This window comes from Methylocaldum sp. (genome assembly GCF_039794385.1).
Classification (GTDB): Bacteria; Pseudomonadota; Gammaproteobacteria; order Methylococcales; family Methylococcaceae; genus Methylocaldum.
This window is the reverse complement of sequence record NZ_JBDIVO010000057.1, coordinates 1-19,591: the sequence shown is the minus strand read 5'-3', so window position 1 is coordinate 19,591 and position 19,591 is coordinate 1. Positions and strand designations below refer to the sequence as shown.

General features: G+C 56.1%; 18 protein-coding genes. 9 read left to right on the top strand and 9 right to left on the bottom strand.

Features of this window, described 5'->3' with window-relative positions:
- On the top strand, positions 1-876 hold an 876-nt coding region (argH, locus tag ABJK70_RS07685), incomplete at its 5' end, for an argininosuccinate lyase (RefSeq protein ID WP_347257699.1).
- Complete coding sequence (gene cobC, locus ABJK70_RS07680; RefSeq protein ID WP_240502538.1) at positions 873-1,499, top strand: alpha-ribazole phosphatase family protein; 627 nt, start codon at positions 873-875, stop codon at positions 1,497-1,499. The genes argH and cobC, both read left to right, overlap by 4 nt.
- Positions 1,500-1,627: 128 nt before the next feature.
- On the opposite strand, the gene ABJK70_RS07675 is transcribed toward cobC, so the two are convergent.
- Genes ABJK70_RS07675 through ABJK70_RS07665 form a run of 3 tightly spaced genes read right to left on the bottom strand, consistent with a single transcriptional unit; the run spans position 1,628 to position 3,694 of the window.
- Positions 1,628-1,978, bottom strand: a complete 351-nt coding sequence (locus tag ABJK70_RS07675; RefSeq protein WP_205780787.1) for a hypothetical protein — start codon at positions 1,976-1,978, stop codon at positions 1,628-1,630.
- A gap of 1 nt (position 1,979) precedes the next feature.
- Entirely contained in the window at positions 1,980-2,681 is a 702-nt protein-coding gene (gene murU, locus ABJK70_RS07670; protein WP_077730750.1) for an N-acetylmuramate alpha-1-phosphate uridylyltransferase MurU, read from the bottom strand.
- On the bottom strand, positions 2,678-3,694 hold the full coding sequence (locus ABJK70_RS07665) for a phosphotransferase (protein WP_077730749.1): 1,017 nt from the start codon (positions 3,692-3,694) through the stop codon (positions 2,678-2,680). Before ABJK70_RS07665 ends, murU begins: the two co-directional genes overlap by 4 nt.
- A gap of 217 nt (positions 3,695-3,911) precedes the next feature.
- On the opposite strand from ABJK70_RS07665, the gene lptD reads away from it, so the two are divergent.
- From lptD to rsmA, 4 genes are read left to right on the top strand one after another with little or no spacing between them, the layout of a single operon-like run.
- Entirely contained in the window at positions 3,912-6,677 is a 2,766-nt protein-coding gene (gene lptD / locus ABJK70_RS07660) for an LPS assembly protein LptD (RefSeq protein WP_347257698.1), read from the top strand.
- A 16-nt stretch (positions 6,678-6,693) separates the two neighbouring features.
- Positions 6,694-8,043: a peptidylprolyl isomerase gene (locus ABJK70_RS07655; protein ID WP_347257697.1), complete on the top strand. Its 1,350-nt coding sequence runs from the start codon at positions 6,694-6,696 to the stop codon at positions 8,041-8,043.
- Positions 8,040-9,038, top strand: coding sequence for a 4-hydroxythreonine-4-phosphate dehydrogenase PdxA (gene pdxA, locus ABJK70_RS07650; RefSeq protein WP_156880142.1), 999 nt, complete (start codon positions 8,040-8,042; stop codon positions 9,036-9,038). Before ABJK70_RS07655 ends, pdxA begins: the two co-directional genes overlap by 4 nt.
- Positions 9,035-9,817 (top strand): 16S rRNA (adenine(1518)-N(6)/adenine(1519)-N(6))-dimethyltransferase RsmA, encoded by a 783-nt coding sequence (rsmA, locus tag ABJK70_RS07645; RefSeq protein ID WP_133717530.1) that lies wholly within the window; start codon positions 9,035-9,037, stop codon positions 9,815-9,817. Before pdxA ends, rsmA begins: the two co-directional genes overlap by 4 nt.
- Before the next feature lie 57 nt (positions 9,818-9,874).
- Here rsmA and ABJK70_RS07640 read toward each other — a convergent pair whose 3' ends face one another.
- Positions 9,875-11,509, bottom strand: coding sequence for an alpha-D-glucose phosphate-specific phosphoglucomutase (locus ABJK70_RS07640; RefSeq protein WP_086134681.1), 1,635 nt, complete (start codon positions 11,507-11,509; stop codon positions 9,875-9,877).
- A 177-nt stretch (positions 11,510-11,686) separates the two neighbouring features.
- Here ABJK70_RS07640 and ABJK70_RS07635 point away from each other — a divergent pair, with 177 nt between their 5' ends.
- Positions 11,687-12,178 (top strand): L,D-transpeptidase, encoded by a 492-nt coding sequence (locus ABJK70_RS07635; protein WP_156880168.1) that lies wholly within the window; start codon positions 11,687-11,689, stop codon positions 12,176-12,178.
- A 122-nt stretch (positions 12,179-12,300) separates the two neighbouring features.
- A complete protein-coding gene (locus ABJK70_RS07630) occupies positions 12,301-12,579 on the top strand; it encodes an Lpp/OprI family alanine-zipper lipoprotein (RefSeq protein ID WP_077730742.1) in 279 nt (92 codons plus the stop codon).
- 176 nt (positions 12,580-12,755) lie between these two features.
- Here ABJK70_RS07630 and ABJK70_RS07625 read toward each other — a convergent pair whose 3' ends face one another.
- The 5 genes from ABJK70_RS07625 to ABJK70_RS07605 form a co-directional block, all read right to left on the bottom strand.
- Positions 12,756-13,502, bottom strand: coding sequence for a heme ABC transporter permease (locus ABJK70_RS07625; protein WP_077730741.1), 747 nt, complete (start codon positions 13,500-13,502; stop codon positions 12,756-12,758).
- A 5-nt stretch (positions 13,503-13,507) separates the two neighbouring features.
- On the bottom strand, positions 13,508-14,176 hold the full coding sequence (gene ccmB, locus ABJK70_RS07620; RefSeq protein WP_077730740.1) for a heme exporter protein CcmB: 669 nt from the start codon (positions 14,174-14,176) through the stop codon (positions 13,508-13,510).
- Between the two features lie 5 nt (positions 14,177-14,181).
- The gene (gene ccmA / locus ABJK70_RS07615; protein ID WP_077730739.1) at positions 14,182-14,811 is read right to left on the bottom strand and encodes a cytochrome c biogenesis heme-transporting ATPase CcmA; all 630 of its coding nucleotides are present in this window, start codon (positions 14,809-14,811) and stop codon (positions 14,182-14,184) included.
- A gap of 530 nt (positions 14,812-15,341) precedes the next feature.
- Entirely contained in the window at positions 15,342-16,361 is a 1,020-nt protein-coding gene (gene haoB / locus ABJK70_RS07610; protein ID WP_347257696.1) for a hydroxylamine oxidation protein HaoB, read from the bottom strand.
- A 7-nt stretch (positions 16,362-16,368) separates the two neighbouring features.
- Positions 16,369-17,988, bottom strand: coding sequence for a multiheme c-type cytochrome (locus ABJK70_RS07605; protein ID WP_086134676.1), 1,620 nt, complete (start codon positions 17,986-17,988; stop codon positions 16,369-16,371).
- Positions 17,989-18,087: 99 nt separating this feature from the next.
- On the opposite strand from ABJK70_RS07605, the gene ABJK70_RS07600 reads away from it, so the two are divergent.
- Positions 18,088-19,407: a M18 family aminopeptidase gene (locus ABJK70_RS07600; protein ID WP_347257695.1), complete on the top strand. Its 1,320-nt coding sequence runs from the start codon at positions 18,088-18,090 to the stop codon at positions 19,405-19,407.
- The last annotated feature ends 184 nt before the right edge of the window (positions 19,408-19,591 follow it).

The following is a 19,591-nucleotide window of genomic DNA, read 5'->3' as shown; positions in this document are numbered from 1 at the left end:
TGGTGCGAAATGTTGGCGAGAGATTACGAGCGCCTGCTCGACTGTCGAAAGCGCGTCAACGTCATGCCTTTGGGCGCGGCAGCCCTGGCCGGCACAACCTTTCCGCTTGATCGATTCTATACCGCCGAACTGCTCGGCTTCGACCGACCGGCTGCGAATTCTTTGGACGCGGTCAGCGATCGCGATTTCGCCATCGAATTCACGGCCTGTGCCAGCCTCATCATGATGCACTTGTCGCGATTCTCCGAAGAACTGATTCTATGGACATCGGCCCAGTTCGGTTTCATCGATTTGCCGGATGCCTTTTGCACCGGCTCATCCATCATGCCGCAGAAGAAAAACCCGGACGTACCGGAACTCGTACGGGGCAAATCGGGGCGCGTCTTCGGACACCTCATGAGCCTGCTGATACTGATGAAAAGTCAGCCCTTGGCATACAATAAGGACAATCAGGAGGACAAGGAACCTCTGTTCGATACGGTGGACACCTTACGAAATTGCCTGCGGGCTTTTGCCGACATGATGCCCCACGTTCGACCGAATCGTGACGGCATGTACAAATCAGCGCAGAAGGGCTACGCAACGGCCACGGATTTGGCGGATTACCTGGTCCGCAAAGGGGTTCCGTTCCGAGATGCCCACGAGATCGTCGGCAAAGCCGTGCGCTTGGGCATCGAAACCGGGCGCGATCTTTCCCAGTTGTCATTGACCGAATTGCAACAATTGTCTGTTACGATCGGACCCGATGTTTTCGAAATACTGACGCTGGAAGGTTCCGTCAGCGCACGCAACCACTTCGGCGGAACCGCTCCTGAACAGGTCAGGGCGGCCGTAAAGCGAGCTCGGCAGCGTCTCGAGGAGGTGGCTAAGACTTGATTACCGACGAGCGCGTCTCAACTCTCATCGACTTGATGCGCCACGGCGAGCCCGTGGGCGGAAGCCGTTACCGCGGACAGATGGACGATCCCCTAAGCGACAAGGGCTGGTCGCAGATGCGCGCAGCCGTCGGTCAGCATCACCCATGGGAGGTCATCGTCACCTCCCCTCTCGCCCGCTGCCAAGCCTTTGCCGAAGAAATGAGCGAGCGAAGCCGCATTCCACTGGAAATCGAACCGCGATTGAAGGAAATCGGTTTCGGTGTATGGCAAGGGAAGACGCGGGAGGAAATTACTCAGTACGATCCCGGCCTGATCCAGCGTTTTTATCGCGATCCGATGACCAATCGCCCGGACGATGCCGAGGGGCTCGCAGAATTCAGAAGCCGCATCGTTTCGGCTTGGAACGACATTCTGAACCGCCACGCCGGAAAGCATATTCTCATTATTTGCCACGCCGGCACCATTCGCATGGTGCTCGCCCATATTTTGGACATCCCTTTGTCGAACCTATTTCGAATCAAGGTCGCCACCGCAGGAATCACACGGATCGAGTGCCTGGAGCAGGGAGAAGAGTTTCTGGGGCAACTGGTTTTTCACAGCGGTTCGCTGCACGCACTTTAACCTTTGAGGTTGTGAAAAACCCGTCGCGAGCGGCCCATATTCGCTATGAAAAGCGCAGCGTACAAAGGAGTACGTTGAGCATCGCAGAGGTAGAGGCGGGCCGCGCAGTAGGTTTTTTCACAATTTCGTCAGCTCACCGGCCGATCTTCGCTTAGCGCCATCCACCCCACGGCGATACGGTAAACAATCCAGATCGTATTGGCCGTAAGAATAACGTAGCCTACGAAAGCGAACAAAGTCAGCCCACCCACGATTCCCCACAGGATGCCGTACCAAAAGGTCCTGATTTGCCAACGGAAATGGGTCTCCAGCCAAGTCCCCGCCACGTCCGGCCATTTCACATAATTAATCACCGCTGCGACGATGTAGGTGATCCCAACCAAAAAAGACGCGGCCTGCAAGGCATAAATAACTTGGGTAAGCCGTTTCTCTTTGCTGAGATCTCTTGCATCTGATTCCGGGAACATTTTGCCCTGCATCTCAAACCTCCAGGTTCAGACCAATCGAGGCATTCATTTTTCGGTTAGACCTCAAGTACTCATCGAATGCTTGGAGCCGATCAATGGTGCCGATGTCCATCCAAAAGCCCGCATACACTTCTCCGCTTACCAGCCCGTCCGCCATTGCTCGTCTCAGCAAGGGCGCCAGGGGAAACTTGCCGGGCGAGCAGCCCGCGAACAACTCGGGACGATAAACACCGACGCCGCTGAAGGTAAAGCGGCAATCCACGGAATCCAAAACCATCCCGTCATGCAAAGCGAAGTCGCCCCGCGGATGGTGAGACGGATTGGGGACCAGCACCAGATGAGCCAACCCGGACGGCTGGCTCCGCAACCGCCCGAAAGGATAATCGGTAGCGACGTCGCCATTGACCACCAAAAACGGATCCTCGCCCAATAGCGGCAATGCCCGGTAAATACCGCCACCGGTCTCGAGCGCCTCGCCTTCGGCAGAATAGGCTATCCTCGCCCCTAATGAGGCCCCGTGTCCCAAGTGGGCTTCGATCTGATCTCCGAGATAGGCGGTGTTGACGACGATATCGACGAACCCGCTCCGGACCAAAGATTCGATCGTATGCTCGATCAGTGGCCGACCGCCTGCCGTCAACAGCGGCTTCGGTGTCCGGTCGGTGAGGGGCCGCATCCGCTCGCCGCGCCCGGCCGCCAAAATCATGGCTTTCATGTCACCTTATCCAAAGTCATTCGGGGCAAGACCCGATTTTCCAAAAAGTGCAGGAAGCCGGTAAGTTCCGGATATTGCTTACAGACCTCGATCACATAGCTCATGGTACGCGGGATATCCTTGAGATAGCCGGACTTGCCATCGCGCAACTTGAGCCGGGAAAAAATGCCGATCGCCTTGAGGTGACGCTGCATTCCCATGAGATCAAACCACCGCCGGAATAGGTCCGGACCGACCGAAGAGAGGAATCCGGCTTCGGCAAGGCGCGTGTAATGATCGATCACCCAAACCTCCACCATGGAAATCGGCCATGAAACATAACAATCCCGCAGCAGCGAGACCAGGTCATAGGTGATGGGACCGACGACCGCATCCTGAAAATCCAGAATGCCCGGATTGAGGCGTTCGGTGACCATGAGATTGCGGGAATGATAATCCCGATGCACGCAGACCCGGGGTTGTTCCAGCGCGGATGCGATCAGAAGCCGCTTCAGCTCATCGAAGACGACGGATTCCTCGGGATCCAGCGCCACCCCCAAAAGTTGGCCGAGGAACCAATCGCGGAACAAATCCAGCTCGACCCCGAGCAGGCGTTCGTCATACGGAGGCAATCCGGAAGTTTCGGGTTCCACGCCATACTGCAAGCGCAGCAGAGCGTCCAGAGCGTCTTCATAGAGACGATCAACGGATGCAGGGTTCAAGCAGTCCAGATACGATCGGGTTCCTAAATCGGTGAGCAACAAGAAACCCTGGTCTACATCGGCCGCGATCACCTCGGGCGCTTGAACGCCGGCACTTCGCAGGAGCGCGGCCACCCTGACGAAAGGGCGCACGTTCTCCTTGGGCGGCGGCGCATCCATCACAATGCGCGAAGCCCCATCGAAATAGGCGCGAAAATAACGACGAAAACTGGCATCGCTCGAGGCGGGCTCTATAGCCCTGACCCCAAGTTTGAGGGTTTTCGACAACCAGTCGGAAAGCGCCTCGAGCCGTTCATCTTTCTGTATTGTCATATTGACGGTCCCTGTGTCGAAAAGTACTCGAATAACGTGGATCTTACGGTAGAATGCGGCGATTGGACCGGATATTTCACCATAAAGAACAGCCTGAAGATAATGCCTTCCGCGATTCCGCCCCTGTCGCCACTCTTGCCGCTCCGTTCACAAGCTTAAATTGTGTGGCAGCCACTTTGCGACTCGCCTCTCAGTTATAAAGTACCTCAGCCGCAGCATGGTGTTTCTGATTCATCTCAATCGTGGTCGATGGGTGTTTATCCTGTGCCTTGGACTGAGCCCTTCCTATCTGCTGGGAGCCACGTCCGACTGGGATTGCCAGCGCAGCAAGGACGATAAGGAGTGGGTCTGTATCACCAAGAAATCCAAACCCGATACCGCCGCCACGACTCCTGACGAGCCGGAGATTGAAAAGGCCGGGCCGACACAGGAGAGGGAATCGGCACCCGCCACTGCCGAGCCGGAACCGGTCCGTCCACCGAAGTCCCGAGAACCGGCGCTGGCCGCCAAGCCTGCGCGGTCTCAAAGAGACGCGGAGCAGAAACGTGTGGACCAGTTCATGCAGCCATTACCACCGAAATCGGTCGCGGCGGCCAAACCTCCCGGCTGGAACTGCCGCCCTGGCGAAACCGGCAAGGAGTGGGACTGCTCCTTAGTCGGCCCCGACCCCAAAGGTCTTCCCCACGTGGTCTCGGAAGAGAGCCAAAAGGTCGAAAATTGGGCGGAAACGACCACGATTACCGAGGAAGACGAACAGCGCTTCCGCAACTTGACCGCCTTGCTGCCGGCCAATCCCTGGGCTCAAGCGTGCGCCGGCAAGTCCGAATCGGCGCCTATGACCGAATTTCTGCTGACTCCTCAAGACAGGCTGGCGCGTGAACAGCAACCGTTGGAAATTCGGTCCGACTATGCCGAAATGGTGGACGACGAAATCGCAACCTTTACCGGTTCGGCCGAACTGACACGTGCGGATCAAAAGCTGTGGGGGGATTTCGTCACCCACAATACCGTTTCAGAAACCTTGAACGCACAGGGCAATGTCATCTATCAAGAGAAGGGACTCACCTTCTCCAGCGATACCGGCTTCCTGGAGCTCGATACGAACCGTGGCGTTCTTCGTAACGCCCAGTTCATTTTGGAGACAATCCCGGCGCGAGGCACCTCGCGTTTAACTCATTTCGACAGCGATACTTTATCGCGCTACGAGAAATTCACCTACACCACTTGCCCGCCCGGCGACCAGGATTGGATGCTTCACGCCCGCAATGTAAAGATCAATAAGGAAACCGGCCGTGGATCGGCGAAACACGCTTGGCTGGAATTCAAAGGCGTACCCTTACTTTACACGCCGTACATGAGCTTCCCGGTCGACGACCGCCGGATGACCGGTTTCCTTACACCTTCTTTCGGCAACACCAAGGTGGGGGGCTTCGACTTTACGGCGCCGTATTACTTCAATCTAGCGCCCAATTATGACGCCACCTTCACGCCACGACTCCTCACCAAGCGCGGCCTGCTGCTGCGCGGCGATTTCCGGTATCTGACCGAAATGACTCGGGGCCGCGTGCTGGCCGAGTACATGCCCCAAGATGATGTGCGAGGCGATAGCCGAGGCCAGGTCGGTTTCTTGAACGATACACGGTTCACCGAAAACTTGTATTCCCGCGTGGATGCGCACTATGTGTCCGACGATCGCTATCTGAACGAGTTGGGCAACACGCTGAATATCGTCGACCGGCGGCATATCCGCAGCTATGGCCAGCTGAATTACGTCGGTTCGAACTACAGCATTTCGACGCTGGCCGATTACTATCAAACGATCGACCCCACGATTCCCCCGGAAGGGAGACCGTATTACCGGCTTCCGCAGGTGAGTTTCAACTACGGGCAAGGGCTGGGCAATACCGGCTTAGTCTTCAACGGCTTTAGTGAGATCGCCAATTTCAATCACACCGGCGGCCGAGTCACCGGCCAACGGCTGAATGTAATACCGCGGATCTCGTACCCCTGGCGAACCGCCGCCGGTTTCGTCGTTCCGAGCCTGAGCTTGCAGCACACCCAATACTGGCTGCAGGATCAAACCCCCGGCCTCAATGACAGCCTGAGCCGAACCGCGCCGATCTTCTCCCTGGACAGCGGACTGTTCTTCGAGCGCGAATTCGAGCTGGCCGAAACGCCGCTGCTTCAGACTCTGGAGCCTCGACTCTTCTACCTTTACATTCCGGACAAGAACCAAGAAAACCTTCCCGTATTCGATACCGGCGAATATGACTTCACTTTTTATCAATTGTTTCGCGAGAACCGGTTTACCGGTGCCGATCGGCTAGGCGACGCCAATCAGGTCACGTTGGCGCTTACCTCCCGACTGATCGACCAGGTGTCTGGGATGGAGCGCCTCCGGGCCAGCATCGGCGAAATTTTCTATTTCGACGATCACGATGTGACGTTGCCCAATATCCCCGCAAAAACCGGGGACAAATCCAACTTCGTGGCCGAAGTCTATTCCAGATTGACCAATACCTGGTCACTTCGTACCGGCGGACAGTGGAATCCGGAGGGCGGCACGATCGACCGCGGCCAAGTGGCCCTGCAGTACGACGACCGAGACAATCATCTGCTCAACATCGCCTATCGGTTTCGCCGCGATCAAAACTTCGACTTCGTCCGCCTGGACCTGACCGATGTGTCTTTCCGATTGCCCTTCGCAAAAGGGTGGAATGCTATCGGCCGCTGGCAATACTCGCTGCTGGATCAGGTAACGCTGGAAAGCTTTTTGGGAATCGAGCGCGAAACCTGTTGCTGGCGTTTCAGTCTCATTGGACGGCATTACATCAACGACGTACGGACTGGCGTAAACGGCGGCAATGTCGCCAACAACGGGGTCTTCGTTCAGCTTGAGTTGAAAGGCTTGACCCGTTTCGGCGACCAGGTAGACCGGTTCTTGCAACGCAGCATCAGCGGTTACCGGCTTGAGAACGATTGATCGAATACGACCGACTATGTTCAAGATCTCATTTTTTCTTTCCAGAAGCACCCGGTTCGGCAGGGTCTTTTTTCTGTCGCTTTTCCTGTTGCCGTCGGCGGTACTCGCCGATGGACCGATCGATCGCATCGTGGCCGTCGTAGAGGACGGCGTGATTCTGGAAAGCGAATTGCGGCAAAAAGTCGAATCCATCAAAGCCAGCCTACTGCAAAACAACACACAGCTTCCGCCTGACGAAATTTTGACCCGCCAAGTCCTCGAGCGCCTGATCGTCGACAAAATTCAAGTGCATTTGGCCGAAAAAGCAGGCATCCGCGTCGATGACGAAACCCTCAGGCAGGCAGTCCAGCAAATCGCCCAGCGCAACAACATGAGTTTGGAAGAGTTTCGCCGCTCATTGCGGCAAGAAGGGATCGATTACGCCGCCTTCATCGAACAGATCCGCAACGAAATCACCGTAGGACGCCTGAGAAGCAGTCAGGTCAACAGCCAGATCAAGGTCAGCGATCACGAAGTGCAACACTATCTGGAAACCCATGGAAAATCGGATGTCAATCGCGATAGCGAATATCTGCTGGGCCATATCCTGATCGCGACCCCTCAAGCGGCGTCGCCGTCCGAGGTGCAAAAGGCCAAAGAAAAAGCTGAGAGATTGGTCGACGAGCTCAGACAAGGCTTGGATTTCAAGCAAGCTGCCCTCAGCTCTTCCGATTCGCCGCAAGCCCTGAGCGGGGGCGATCTCGGCTGGCGCAAGTTAAGCCAGGTGCCGTCACTGTTTGCCGATCTGGTGCCCGCGATGAAGGAAGGCGGCATCGAGGGTCCTATTCGAAGCCCGAGCGGATTTCATATCATCAAACTGCTCGGAGTCAAAGGCGGCGAGGACGAGCGCATGACCAAAACTCACGTGCGTCACATCCTGATCAAGCCCAACGAAGTACTGTCCGACGAGGACGCCAAGCAAAAGCTATTGAATTTGAAAACGCGCATTGAAGGCGGCGAAGACTTTGCCACACTGGCGCGGGGCCACTCCGACGATAAAGGTTCGGCGATCAAGGGCGGCGATCTCGGCTTCGTCCAGCCGGGCGCCTTGGTTCCACCCTTCGAGGAAGCCATGAACCGGTTAGCGGTCGACCAGCTCAGCGATCCGGTGCAAACCCAATTCGGCTGGCATCTCCTTCAAGTTCTGGAACGGCAAGAGTCCAGCGACACCGACGAATTGTTGAAGAACAAAGCCCGCGAAGAAATCTTCAAACGTAAAGCGGAAGAGGAAACCGAGCTTTGGCTGCGCCGGATTCGCGACGAGGCCTATGTCGAAATTCGCTTGAACGAACCGGAAACGACGTCCTTCATGCCTTCATTCCAATGATCGCCAGAATACTGTTGACTACAGGAGAACCCGCCGGCATCGGCCCGGATTTGTGCGTGCAGATCGCCCAGCGGGAACTTGCCTGCGATCTCACGGTAATCGGCGATCCCCGGCTGTTGGCGGAACGAGCGCAGCGGCTGGGACTTAATCTCGAAATTCGAACGCCGGGCACCGACGACATCCAGCCGCATCGAGCCGGATCACTCAAAGTGTGGCCTACGGCCAATGCCGTCGACCCGGCTTGCGGACGATTGAATGCCGCCAATGCTCCCTATGTTCTCGAAACCATATCCAGCGGCGTTACCGCGTGCCTGGAAAGGCGCTTCGATGCCTTGGTCACCGCCCCCGTACACAAGGGAATCATCAATGAGGCCGGCGTCACCTTCACCGGCCATACCGAGTTCATCGCGAACATCAGCGGAGGCCACCCGGTCATGATGCTCGCCGCACCGGGTCTTCGCGTCGCATTGGCAACGACACATTTGCCGCTGGCCGAAGTCAGCCGCAGCATCACGCGCGAACGGTTGTCCGCAGTACTCACCACCCTCGATCGGGACTTGATCGCCCGCTTCGGCGTTGCCGCACCGCGCATCCTCGTCTGCGGCCTCAACCCTCATGCCGGCGAGAGCGGTCATCTGGGGCGCGAGGAAATCGAGATTATCGAGCCCGTGCTGGAGTCGCTCAGACAACGAGGAATGAATTTGGTCGGCCCGCTGCCGGCGGACACTCTTTTTCTTCCGAAATATCTCGAGCGTGCCGACGCCGTACTCGCCATGTACCATGATCAGGGACTGCCGGTACTGAAATACGCGGGCTTCGGGTGCGCGGTGAACATCACATTGGGGCTACCCGTCATCCGCACATCGGTTGACCATGGCACGGCCTTGGATTTGGCCGGAACAGGAAAAGCCGATGCGGGAAGCTTGGCGGCCGCAATCGATGAGGCTATCGGCATGGCGTCCAGAATGCGTTGCAGACTCGGTGAGATGTCATGAATCACCAGCCCCGTAAGCGGTTTGGCCAGAATTTTCTGCGCGATAGTACCGTCGTGCGGAGTATCGTCCTCGGAATAGCCCCGGATCCCGAAGATCACCTCGTGGAGATCGGTCCCGGCCAAGGCGTCTTGACCGAAGCGTTGTTGCCGCTCTGCGGACGCTTGGACGCTATTGAAATCGACCGAGATTTGGCCGCCTCGCTGGAAACAAAATTTTCGGGTAACACCAAGTTCCGCCTGCATCGTGCGGATGCCCTCAAATTCCGGTTCTGCGAGTTAAGCTACGGAAAAAAGCTTCGTGTCGTGGGCAATTTGCCTTACAACATTTCTACGCCCCTGCTTTTTCATCTTTTCGCGCAGACGGAATGCATTGAGGATATGCACTTCATGCTGCAGAAGGAAGTCGTCGACAGGCTGTGCGCCGTTCCCGGCGACAAGAGTTATGGGCGGCTCGGCATCATGGCTCGATACTATTGTCGCGCGGACGGTCTTTTCGAGGTTCCTCCCGAGAGCTTCTTTCCTCGACCGCAAGTCATGTCCGCCGTCGTCCGTCTGGTACCACACGAAACCAGGCCCGTGGATGTCGATCCGGGGCCTTTGGGGCAGGTCGTTGCCGCGGCCTTCTCGCAACGCCGCAAGACGCTCCGAAACGCTCTCAAGCACCTGTTTGAAGAGGGAGAAATCCAGGATCTCGGGATAGATCCACAGGCTCGGGCGGAAACGCTGGGCTTGGAGGCTTATGCTCGCTTGGCCCGCGCGCTTACAGGAAAAGCAGGATAAGGCGACCGATCGAAAACGGCCGCCGGCAACTCGGCGGCCGCGGAAATCGCTTGCCGCTCAGGTGATCACCGTCGGCCCGGACATGCCGGTTCGCGTTTTCACTTCAGAAAGACTCTCGGCCAACTCGATCAGGTCTTTGAGCGCCTCCTGCGGATCTTGGTTATGCTCCGCGGGATCGCGCTCATAACGCTCGATATAGATTCTTAAGGTTGCACCGTCCGTTCCCGTGCCCGACAGCCTGAATACGATCCGCGCCCCGTTTTCGAAGATGATCCGAATCCCTTGTTTTTCGCTGACACTTCCATCCACCGGATCATGGTAGCTGAAATCGTCCGCGACGCTGATTTGGTAAGGACCGAAAGTCTTCCCAACCAAACCGGGCAACTGTGCGCGGAGGCGAGATATGATCGAGTCGCCGATCTCCGCCGGCATGCTTTCGTAGTCATGGCGCGAATAATAGTCGCGACCGAACCGGCGCCAGTGCTCGCGGACGATTTCGGCTACCGACTGTTTGCGAACGGCGATCAGGTTGAGCCAGAACAGCACCGCCCATAAACCATCCTTCTCGCGGACGTGATCGGAGCTGGTCCCGAAACTTTCCTCTCCGCACAACGTGATCTTGCGAGCATCGAGTAAATTGCCGAAAAACTTCCAGCCGGTGGGCGTCTCGTAACACTCGATACCCATCGCATGTGCCACCCGATCGACCGCTTGACTGGTCGGCATCGAACGCGCCACACCTCGCAAGCCGTCCTTATAACCCGGAAGAAGATGTGCATTCGCCGCCAAGACGGCAAGGCTATCGCTCGGTGTAACGAAAAACTGGCTGCCCATGATCATGTTGCGATCGCCGTCGCCGTCGGACGCTGCGCCTAGCGTAGGAGACCGCGCCCCGAACATGAGGTCCGCCAGCTCCCGTGCATGGGTCAAATTGGGGTCGGGATGGCCGCCGCCGAAGTCTTCCAAGGGGACCCCGTTCATCACGGAGCCGATCGCGGCACCCAGCCTTTCCTCCAAAATACGCTTAGCGTACGGTCCGGTGACGGCATGCATCGCATCGTAGCTCAGGGTGATCGCTCCGGATTTCAGCCCCGATTCGATCAAACTGAAATCGAACAGATGCTCCATCAACTGAGCATAGTCGCTCACGGGATCGATGATCTGAACCGTCATGTCGCCCAGCCGTGTTTCGCCGATCTTGTCGATATCGATGTCGTCAGCACGGACGATCCTGTACTGATCGATGACTCGACTGCGCGCAAAGACCGCATCGGTAAAGCTCTCGGGCGCGGGCCCGCCGTTGGTTACATTGTATTTAATCCCGAAGTCTTCCTCCGGCCCGCCGGGATTGTGGCTGGCGGAAAGAACGAAACCGCCCAGCGCCTTGTGCTTGCGGATCACGCAGGATGCGGCCGGCGTCGACAGCAAGCCGCCCTGCCCGATCAACAACCGCCCCACGCCGTTGGCCGCAGACATTTTGACGATAGTCTGGATCGCCTGGCGGTTGAGATAGCGTCCGTCGCCGCCCAGGACCAGCGTTTTCCCGGCCGTATCGCCCAAGGTATCGAAAACCGATTGGACAAAATTCTCCAAATAGTTCTTTTGCAAGAAAACCTTCACCTTCTTGCGCAATCCAGAGGTTCCTGGCTTTTGATCGGAATACGGAGTTGTCTTTCGGGTTTCAATTGGCATGGCTAATATTTTCAAGATGGCTGAAATCGTCTATTTATTCTACTCAGTCCACTTAACAGTCGAGCAAATTTTTTTGGCGTAAGCTTTACGATACAAAAACCTAGGAGACAACACGTGAAACTGCGATCTGTTCTCGGCCTACTTCCGGCGCTGCTCTCACTGAACACGGAAGCAAGTATGAAAGACGACAGCATATGGCTGCTGGTCGAAACCGCACCGCATGTATTGAAGGTAATGGAAGGCGACCACGATTTGGAAGTTTTCGAAAGAATTGCACTCGGGCGCAGAGGCGTCGGCCTATTCAAAGAACGGGGAGACTACAAAACCCCGCTGGGTGAATATCATATCGGCTGGATCAACGAAAACAGCCGATACCATAAGTTTTTCGGCTTTACATATCCCAATCGGGAGAACGCTGAGCGTGCCTTTACGACGGGCTTAATCGGGCCGGATACCTATCGCACGATTTTGCGCACCAGCATCGGCGCGGCCATTCCCCCTCAAAACACAGTGCTCGGCGGACAAATCGGAATTCACGGTTTGGGGCGAGCCAATCTCGCCGTTCACGAGTTTTTTGACTGGACTCAAGGATGCATAGCGATGACTAACGAGCAAATCGATAGACTCAGTACCTGGGTGAAAAAAGGCACCCTAGTGGTAATTCGGTAATTTGTGCCAAAATAATACTGGAAAGATTATCCATTCCGGGGCACACTTCAAATGTCACCCATTTGTTCTTCGGGACGGATGATCTCGCCAAGCATTTCAGTCAATAAAAAAGGAAAGAAACGATGATGAAAGCAACCAAATTGGGCGTATTACTGTTGTCTGCTGGTTTGACCGTAGGCTGCGCCAGCAAATCCGACCTCAACAACCTGCAGACTCAGGTTGACGGTTTGAAAGCGGAGGTTTCCTCTGTTAAGAGCACCGCCGACGAAGCGTTGTCTGCTGCTCAGGCTGCTGAATCGAAAGCTGCCAGCGCTGAATCTGCTGCTCGCAGAGCCGCTGCCTCTTCTGAGGAAGTGAACAGCAAATTGGATCGCATGTTCAGAAAATCGATGATGAAGTAATCTCGCGTCTCTCAAAGTCGCGAACAGTTTACGAGACCCCGGTCGACGCAAGTCGTCCGGGGTTTTTTATGGGCGAAAGGACGACATAAGCTGGCTTGAGGAGCGGTTAGAGCGCCGAGATAAACGGGAACCTTACCAGCAGGCGGTATACGGATGACGAGCTAAAAAGCCGGCACCTAACGGGGCTCAGTGCCCGAGAATGCTTCCTGCACCCAGGCACTGCGCCTTTCACGATCGAGAACTTCGGCGCGGGCGCGGATTAGAAGCACCGTGAAGTAATAGAGCTGAAACGCTGCGGCCATGAGCAGCAAAGGCAGCAGCATGCTGATATGAATGGAGGGCTTGTCGAATTTGGTTACCGTAGGCCCCTGATGAAGGGTACTCCACCATTCGACCGAGTAATGGATGATCGGAATATTGACCACCCCGACCAAAATCAAAACACCGCCCGCCCGAGCCGCCGAGCGCTGATCTTCGATCGCGGAAACCAGAGCGATATAGCCCAGATAGAGGAAGAGCAAAATCAGCTCGGATGTGAGCCTCGCATCCCATACCCACCAAGCACCCCACATTGGCTTGCCCCAGAGAGACCCCGTGGCCAGCGCAAGAAATGTAAAGGACGCGCCGAGGGCCGCCGAACTGCTCGCCATCACATCGGCCAGCTTGATATTCCAAATCAAGTAAATGGCACTAAGCACGGCCATAAAGACGTAAATAAAAAGAGACATCCACGCGCTAGGCACGTGCACGAACATAATTCGATAGCTTTCCCCCTGTTGATAATCAGGGGGAGCAACGAATAAGCCCAGGTATAGACCGGCCAATAACAACAGCGCCGTTATCAATCCTAGCCATGAAATCAAATATCCGGAAATGCGGTAAAAATGTTTCGGCGAAGCCAGTTTATGGAAGAACGTCCACATAAGGGTCAACTCAAGCTAATTCGCAAAGCGGCAGCCGTTGCCAGCGGGACCAGGGTTAGCGCCAGCACCAGCATAGCGGCTAAAAAATATAACTGGCCAGTAACAGCCATTCCTGCGGCAGCGGCCGAAACGGCATTAGTGGCAAAAATCAAGACGGGAATATACAAAGGCAGGACCAATAACGTCAGCAGGATACCCCCGCGCCTAAGCCCGACGGTCAACGCCACCCCGATGGACCCGATCAAGCTCAAGAGCGGCGTGCCGATCAGCAGAGTTAATTCGAGTACGGTCAGGGCCGGCGTAGGCATAGCCAGAAACAAAGCCAGCAATGGCGCCAGCAACAGCATCGGCAATCCGCTCACCAGCCAGTGCGCCAGCACTTTCGCGAGCACCAGCAGCGAAAGAGGATAAGGGCTTAAGGCCATCTGTTCCAGCGAACCATCGTCAAAGTCGGAGCGGAACATATTTTCCAGGGAATACAACGCAGCCAACAAAGCCGCGATCCAGATCACTCCCGGCGCAATCTTCCGGAGGAGAGCCTCTTCCGGGCTAACCCCGAGCGGATAAAGCGTCACCACGATCAAGAAAAACAACAACGGATTCGCAAGTTCGCCCCGATGCCGAAAGGCCAATAATAGATCGCGCTTAAGTAGTGCCAAGAAAGGACCGATCATCTGTCTCACGCCAAAGGCAGCTTAACGAGCCTACGGTCGATCCGCACGGTTTGATGAGACGTGAGAACAGCCAACCCGCCACAGCTCAAATGAGCCTCCAGCAATGTCTCCACCAAGGAAACGCCGCCGACATCAAGGGCCGTAAAAGGTTCATCGAGAATCCAAAGCTTCGCGGACGACATGATCAATCGAGCTAAAGCAATGCGTTGCCGCTGCCCCGCCGAGAGCGCGCGGGCGGGAGTATCCTCTCGGCCCGTCAGCCCTACTGTTCGCAAAGCCTCAGCCAAACTTTCGTGTAAAAAAGACAGGCCATTAAGGGCGAGAGAAAGACGCAGATTCTCCTCTACGGACAGTTCCGCTTTCAGTCCCAATTGATGCCCCAAATAAGCGACTTCGGAAAGAAACGCGGAGCGCCGCCGTGCGATATTTTCGCCGCGCCAGAGCACTTCACCATCGCTGGGCGGAGTAAGGCCAGCGAGTATCCGCAGCAGACTGGTCTTGCCGCTACCATTAGGGCCTTCGATTTGAAGAACTTGCCCGGCTCTGACGCTGAGGTTCAGGTCACTGAACAAAAGGCTATCGGAGCGCACGCACTCCAATCCCCGCGCTTGAAGCGTAGGCTCTGGATCGTTCATTTATCGGTCGGGAATGCGTTTTGAATGCTCAATGCGTTAAAGGGAGATCGGACGAAGCGGCAACGGCGCCGTATGATGATCTCGCTGACCAGCGGGACATTAAGTTGAAAGCACTAGAAAGCTTCGGGATCGTCGAGAAACCGGAGCCCCGCTCCGTTAGTCGTCAGTCTTACTACAACCGCTCGAATAATGGGTGCGTCCTCCATCCCGCAAACCTGAACTGTTACCTCGTCTCCGGCAACAAATCGCGGACAACCCGCCGTTTGGACAAATAACCCACCGTCCGAGATATCGGCTGTGGTCAGTTCTATTGTACCGAGCGACTCATGCATGATCGATATTTTAGCGTTGAGTGGCGTCCGCAAGTATTTTCGTTGATCGTTCATCCCTCCCCCATTCTGCCACAAAGTCGAGGTCAAATTATTGCAGAATAATAGAGGCATGCGACATCGAAGCGATAATTTCAACGAATGACAGTCAATCCCAACGCTCAAAAAACGTCCGCTTTCCGCGTTGCGATGTTTGCTCGGTTATGGCGCAATCCACTTAAAAATACTTAGGTAAGCGCCTTGCCCGGATTGATAGACCAGCTGCAGTTGCTCGGGAGTACGCCCCACGGAGCCGACGAAAGGCAATAGTCGGGCTAAAAGAGTTTTTTCACCCTCTTCCGAAGTAATGCGCCAGGCACGAATGCCGCCGCCAGGAAGCGGATGAACCAGATAACTGGCGCGGCCTTTTTCTTCAGCCCAGCGTTTTACCGCTGAAATCTGGGCGTGGATATTCGCTTCGGCCGGAAAGAACCTTGCCTCTAAGGGAAGGCTAACGCCGCTCAAGGCTTCGATCTCCGAAAGCCTTGCCAGATCGTCCAAACAAACGGCCCAGAAAACCGGCCTGTCTTTCGGTAGACGCTCTGAAAGCTCGGCAAGTGCTTGGTCGGCGTCCATGGTCAGCCAGCGTGCCAATTGGCGTAGAGGCTGCTCGTCTTCGGCAAAACCACCGGCAATTTCACCCCAAAAGCCTCTTGATCGCGGCTCAGGAAATGCATCGCCCACCGGCTGCGCCGCCCAGGCGTCGCGCCCGGACAAGAAGTGGATCCGTTGAGCGTTATCCCACCACGACACGAACAAGGCATTCTCATCCGTGTGTTGGCGAATCGCTTTCGCGGCGTTCGCCCAAAGATCATGCCGTACCTGATTTCCGTCCCTGATACCCTGCGGTGCCGATGAACCTTGATCGGAAGGCGGAAAAACAATGGCACGCCGCAATGCGCCGCTTTTGTCGCTGTAGCTTACGGCGTGCAAAGAGACCATCACCTGATCCGCCCGGCCGATCTCGTATTCCCCCAGGCTCTCGGGCTGAAACTGCCCGTCCAGCGTGGGGAAACCCGGATCGCCGGGTTTCATCTCCTTGATCTTTTCGAACCGCAATTCCTTGGAAAAGAAGTGCGGCAATCCCAAAAAGAAGATGGCTATCCCGGCAAGCAGCAATCCAAGACCTAGAAACAGTCTCGGTTTGCTGATCCGCCGGGCGTCTTCGTTAAGCTGCGTCATGCCGCTCCTAGCGTTTGCGGGAACGGATCACCACGATGCCGGCGGCGACTAGGAGTGAACCTAGCACGTATCGGCTGGTGGCGGCATCCTTGAACTCCCGCAATGCCACCCGGGTCGACGACTCGCCGTTTTGCGCGGTTTTCCCGGCTGCTTCCCGAAGCTTGGTGTTCTCATCCATGATGATGGCGTAATCACGCATCAGTTCCGACCAGCCTTCGGTGTAGGTGAAACCGCCCGGATTGGCGTGGAACAGCCCTTTGTAGAGCTTGATCACGTCGTGCTCCCACATGTCGGCGTATACGCGCTCCACGTGAGACGGGTTGTTTCCCTTGGCCCAGAACAGCTGGAAGAACCCGCCGGCAGCATCCTTCTCCGGTTTCGGCGGCTCCGGCCGATTGGTCTTTTGTCCGGGCAACAGACCGTCTTTATGCAAAGCTTCGACGACTTTCTTGGCCTCCTGCTCGACTTTCAGGCCAGCGATCGTGCCCTTGTCCGCCGCGGTGAGATAACTCTCGGCAAAGCTTGGCGAATGGCAGTTCGCACAGGTTTGCTGCCAAGCATCCTTCCGCTGCTCGAACCAGGGGTGATTCAGATTATCCGCGATCGCCGGGGTCGGGTTGAATGCCCAACGCACTTTGCGTACCAGGTTGTGCGAATATTCACCCTCGAACTCGAAGTGACAAGTCTGGCAAGTCGGCGCCGTATAACCGCCCTTGGTGATGGCGTCTTTCAACGGAACCTCGAAATTCCATTTCTGCTTGCCCTGGGTCAGATAAACCGTGCCGTGCTTTGAGAGCAGATAATTTTCCCATTCGTTGTGGTCCACGCCGTTGTGGCAGGTCGAACAGGCTTCCGGCTGGCGCGCCTCGGCCGCAGAAAACGTATGCCGCGTGTGGCAGCCGTCGCATTTGTTCTGCTGGTAATGGCACATATCGCAGCCTTGGGCGATTTCGCGCTCCGCCATTCCCGCCCAAATCGCGGTCTCCACGTTAGCCTTCCAGTCCATCGCGTGGGACGGATGGCCTTTAGGCCACTGGCCTTGCGGCCACTCCTGATCCTTTTCGGACTCGGCCTCGGCAAATTCGGTCGTGTGGCAGGTTCCGCACTTGGCCCGATCCGGCATCACCAAATCTTTGTCGTGCTGAATGGAGCTGGCGCCGACACTGCCGTGACAGTCGATACAGCCAACATCTTTGAGCTGTTCGCCGTCTTTGAGCAGCCCTTGCTTGACCAGTTGCTGCTCGACTTCGGCTAGCTTCGCTTTCTTATAGAAGCGCGGGTCCTGAGCATTGGGCATGTTGCGAATCTTGTCCAAGTTCGCATGGCTGCTATTTTGCCAGGCATGGAACGCACCGGGCGTTACGGACTGATGGCAGACAACGCATTGCTCGCGTGTAACTTCGCCGGTCACGGTTGTAGGCGGCTTATAAAAGTCCTTCGGATTCCAATATTTCTGGATGGGAATCGGCTCCCAAAGGTCCCCGAATTTTCCCTTTCCGGGGTGATCTTGATAGTATTTGTCTTTTAGTTGTTGAAAGCTGGTGTCTTCCTGCTTCGCGTAGGCGACTGCCGTAAACGCTTGCACGACAAGCAAGAAAATCACGCTTTTTAGAATCTTTGTTAGCATCGTCACTCCTCCGTTAGGGCCCCGTCTGTAACGGACACCCACCACATAGTATCGATTCAGAACCAAGTCTCGTCAAACGTTTTATTGAGATTCTTCAGCATGATTCCTCCCGAAATTGCTAGACACGCTCAAGGGCTGCTCGACTTCATCGATGCCAGTCCCAGCCCGTGGCATGCCGTTGCCACGATGGAAAAACGCTTGCGCGAGAAGGGCTTCACACGCCTGGAGGAAAGTCAAACCTGGAGTTTGCGTCCGGAAGGGCGACACTACGTCATCCGCGGCGGGTCTTCGCTGATTGCTTTTATTGTCGGCTCCAGGCCCATGATCGAAAGCGGCTTTCGCATTGTCGGCGCTCATACGGACTCGCCCGGTTTGCGCCTTAAACCCAAGGCCCCGCACCAGACGGAAACCATGATGCGTCTCGCCGTCGAAGTGTACGGCGGGCCAATCCTAGCCACCTTCAGCGACCGGGACCTGAGCCTCGCTGGACGAATCTGCGTCAGAAGCGACTCGATGCTGCAGAGCCGGCTGATTCATTTCGAACAGCCTTTGGTGCGGTTGGCCAATCTGGCCATTCACATGAACCGCTCCGTGAACGAAGACGGATTGAAGCTCAATAAACAAAACGAGTTGCCGTTGTTGTTTAGTGGTTTTTGCGACGCCGAAACGCCGGAGCACAAATTTCTCAACCTTGTGGCGGATAAGGCTGAGTGTAAGCCCAGCGACATTCTCAGTTGGGACTTGAACGTCTACGATACCCAAAAAGGCTCTTTCTGGGGACCTCAGCTCGAGTTCGTCGCCGACAGCCAACTCGATAATCTCAGCTCTTGCTATGCCGGCTTGGTAGCGCTTTTGGAAACCGAAGCATCGGAAAGCACCTGCGTAGGCGCTTTTTTCGACCATGAGGAAATCGGCAGCGAAAGCAACAGGGGTGCGATGGGAAGCTTCATTTCGGATGTTCTGGAACGCATCGCCTACGCCGCCGATGCGGACGTATCCGGCTACAAGCAAGCCCTGTCCCGCAGTTTTATGATCAGCGCCGACGCGGCTCACGCCTATCATCCCAATTTCCCCAACGCTTACGAGCCGCTGCACCGCATCGCGGTCAACCTGGGACCCGCGATCAAGGTCAACGCGAACCAGCGTTACGCTACCGACAGCATGACGGAAGCAAAGTTCATCGAGCTGTGCCGGCAGGGGGATGTACTCTACCAGAAATATTCCCACCGGACCGATCTCGCGTGTGGCTCCACGATAGGCCCGATGACCGCCGCTCGGCTGGGCATCCCTACGGTCGACGTGGGTTGCCCCTTATGGGCGATGCACAGCATTCGGGAAAGCGCGGGCGTTCTCGATCAACCATACTTGGCGGCCGTCCTGAAAACGTTCTTTGCCGAGCCTGCGGTTCGATATGCGTGACGCCTGAACCTGTTCTTATCCTCCCAAACGACACGACAGCCGATTACCTGCGCCCGTTTCCCTAGAGAAACACCCGAGGGCTCCAGTTTTTGCATGCCGAGCCGATACAACTCTTATAGCCGTGGAATTCCCGCCCGGCCATCCGAGCAATGCCGACGGTTCTTTCCCGCAAGAGGAGCGTTTA

What these genes read in the sequence shown, in the direction of transcription:
- ABJK70_RS07640 (WP_086134681.1), bottom strand. Translation starts at nt 11,509, where the DNA reads ATGCCAATTGAAACCCGAAAGACAACTCCGTATTCCGATCAAAAGCCA.
- rsmA (WP_133717530.1), top strand. Translation starts at nt 9,035, where the DNA reads ATGAATCACCAGCCCCGTAAGCGGTTTGGCCAGAATTTTCTGCGCGAT.
- ABJK70_RS07625 (WP_077730741.1), bottom strand. Translation starts at nt 13,502, where the DNA reads ATGTGGACGTTCTTCCATAAACTGGCTTCGCCGAAACATTTTTACCGC.
- ABJK70_RS07635 (WP_156880168.1), top strand. Translation starts at nt 11,687, where the DNA reads ATGAAAGACGACAGCATATGGCTGCTGGTCGAAACCGCACCGCATGTA.
- pdxA (WP_156880142.1), top strand. Translation starts at nt 8,040, where the DNA reads ATGATCGCCAGAATACTGTTGACTACAGGAGAACCCGCCGGCATCGGC.
- haoB (WP_347257696.1), bottom strand. Translation starts at nt 16,361, where the DNA reads ATGACGCAGCTTAACGAAGACGCCCGGCGGATCAGCAAACCGAGACTG.
- ABJK70_RS07655 (WP_347257697.1), top strand. Translation starts at nt 6,694, where the DNA reads ATGTTCAAGATCTCATTTTTTCTTTCCAGAAGCACCCGGTTCGGCAGG.
- murU (WP_077730750.1), bottom strand. Translation starts at nt 2,681, where the DNA reads ATGAAAGCCATGATTTTGGCGGCCGGGCGCGGCGAGCGGATGCGGCCC.
- ccmA (WP_077730739.1), bottom strand. Translation starts at nt 14,811, where the DNA reads ATGAACGATCCAGAGCCTACGCTTCAAGCGCGGGGATTGGAGTGCGTG.
- ABJK70_RS07600 (WP_347257695.1), top strand. Translation starts at nt 18,088, where the DNA reads ATGATTCCTCCCGAAATTGCTAGACACGCTCAAGGGCTGCTCGACTTC.
- ABJK70_RS07665 (WP_077730749.1), bottom strand. Translation starts at nt 3,694, where the DNA reads ATGACAATACAGAAAGATGAACGGCTCGAGGCGCTTTCCGACTGGTTG.
- ccmB (WP_077730740.1), bottom strand. Translation starts at nt 14,176, where the DNA reads ATGATCGGTCCTTTCTTGGCACTACTTAAGCGCGATCTATTATTGGCC.
- ABJK70_RS07605 (WP_086134676.1), bottom strand. Translation starts at nt 17,988, where the DNA reads ATGCTAACAAAGATTCTAAAAAGCGTGATTTTCTTGCTTGTCGTGCAA.
- ABJK70_RS07630 (WP_077730742.1), top strand. Translation starts at nt 12,301, where the DNA reads ATGATGAAAGCAACCAAATTGGGCGTATTACTGTTGTCTGCTGGTTTG.
- lptD (WP_347257698.1), top strand. Translation starts at nt 3,912, where the DNA reads ATGGTGTTTCTGATTCATCTCAATCGTGGTCGATGGGTGTTTATCCTG.
- ABJK70_RS07675 (WP_205780787.1), bottom strand. Translation starts at nt 1,978, where the DNA reads ATGCAGGGCAAAATGTTCCCGGAATCAGATGCAAGAGATCTCAGCAAA.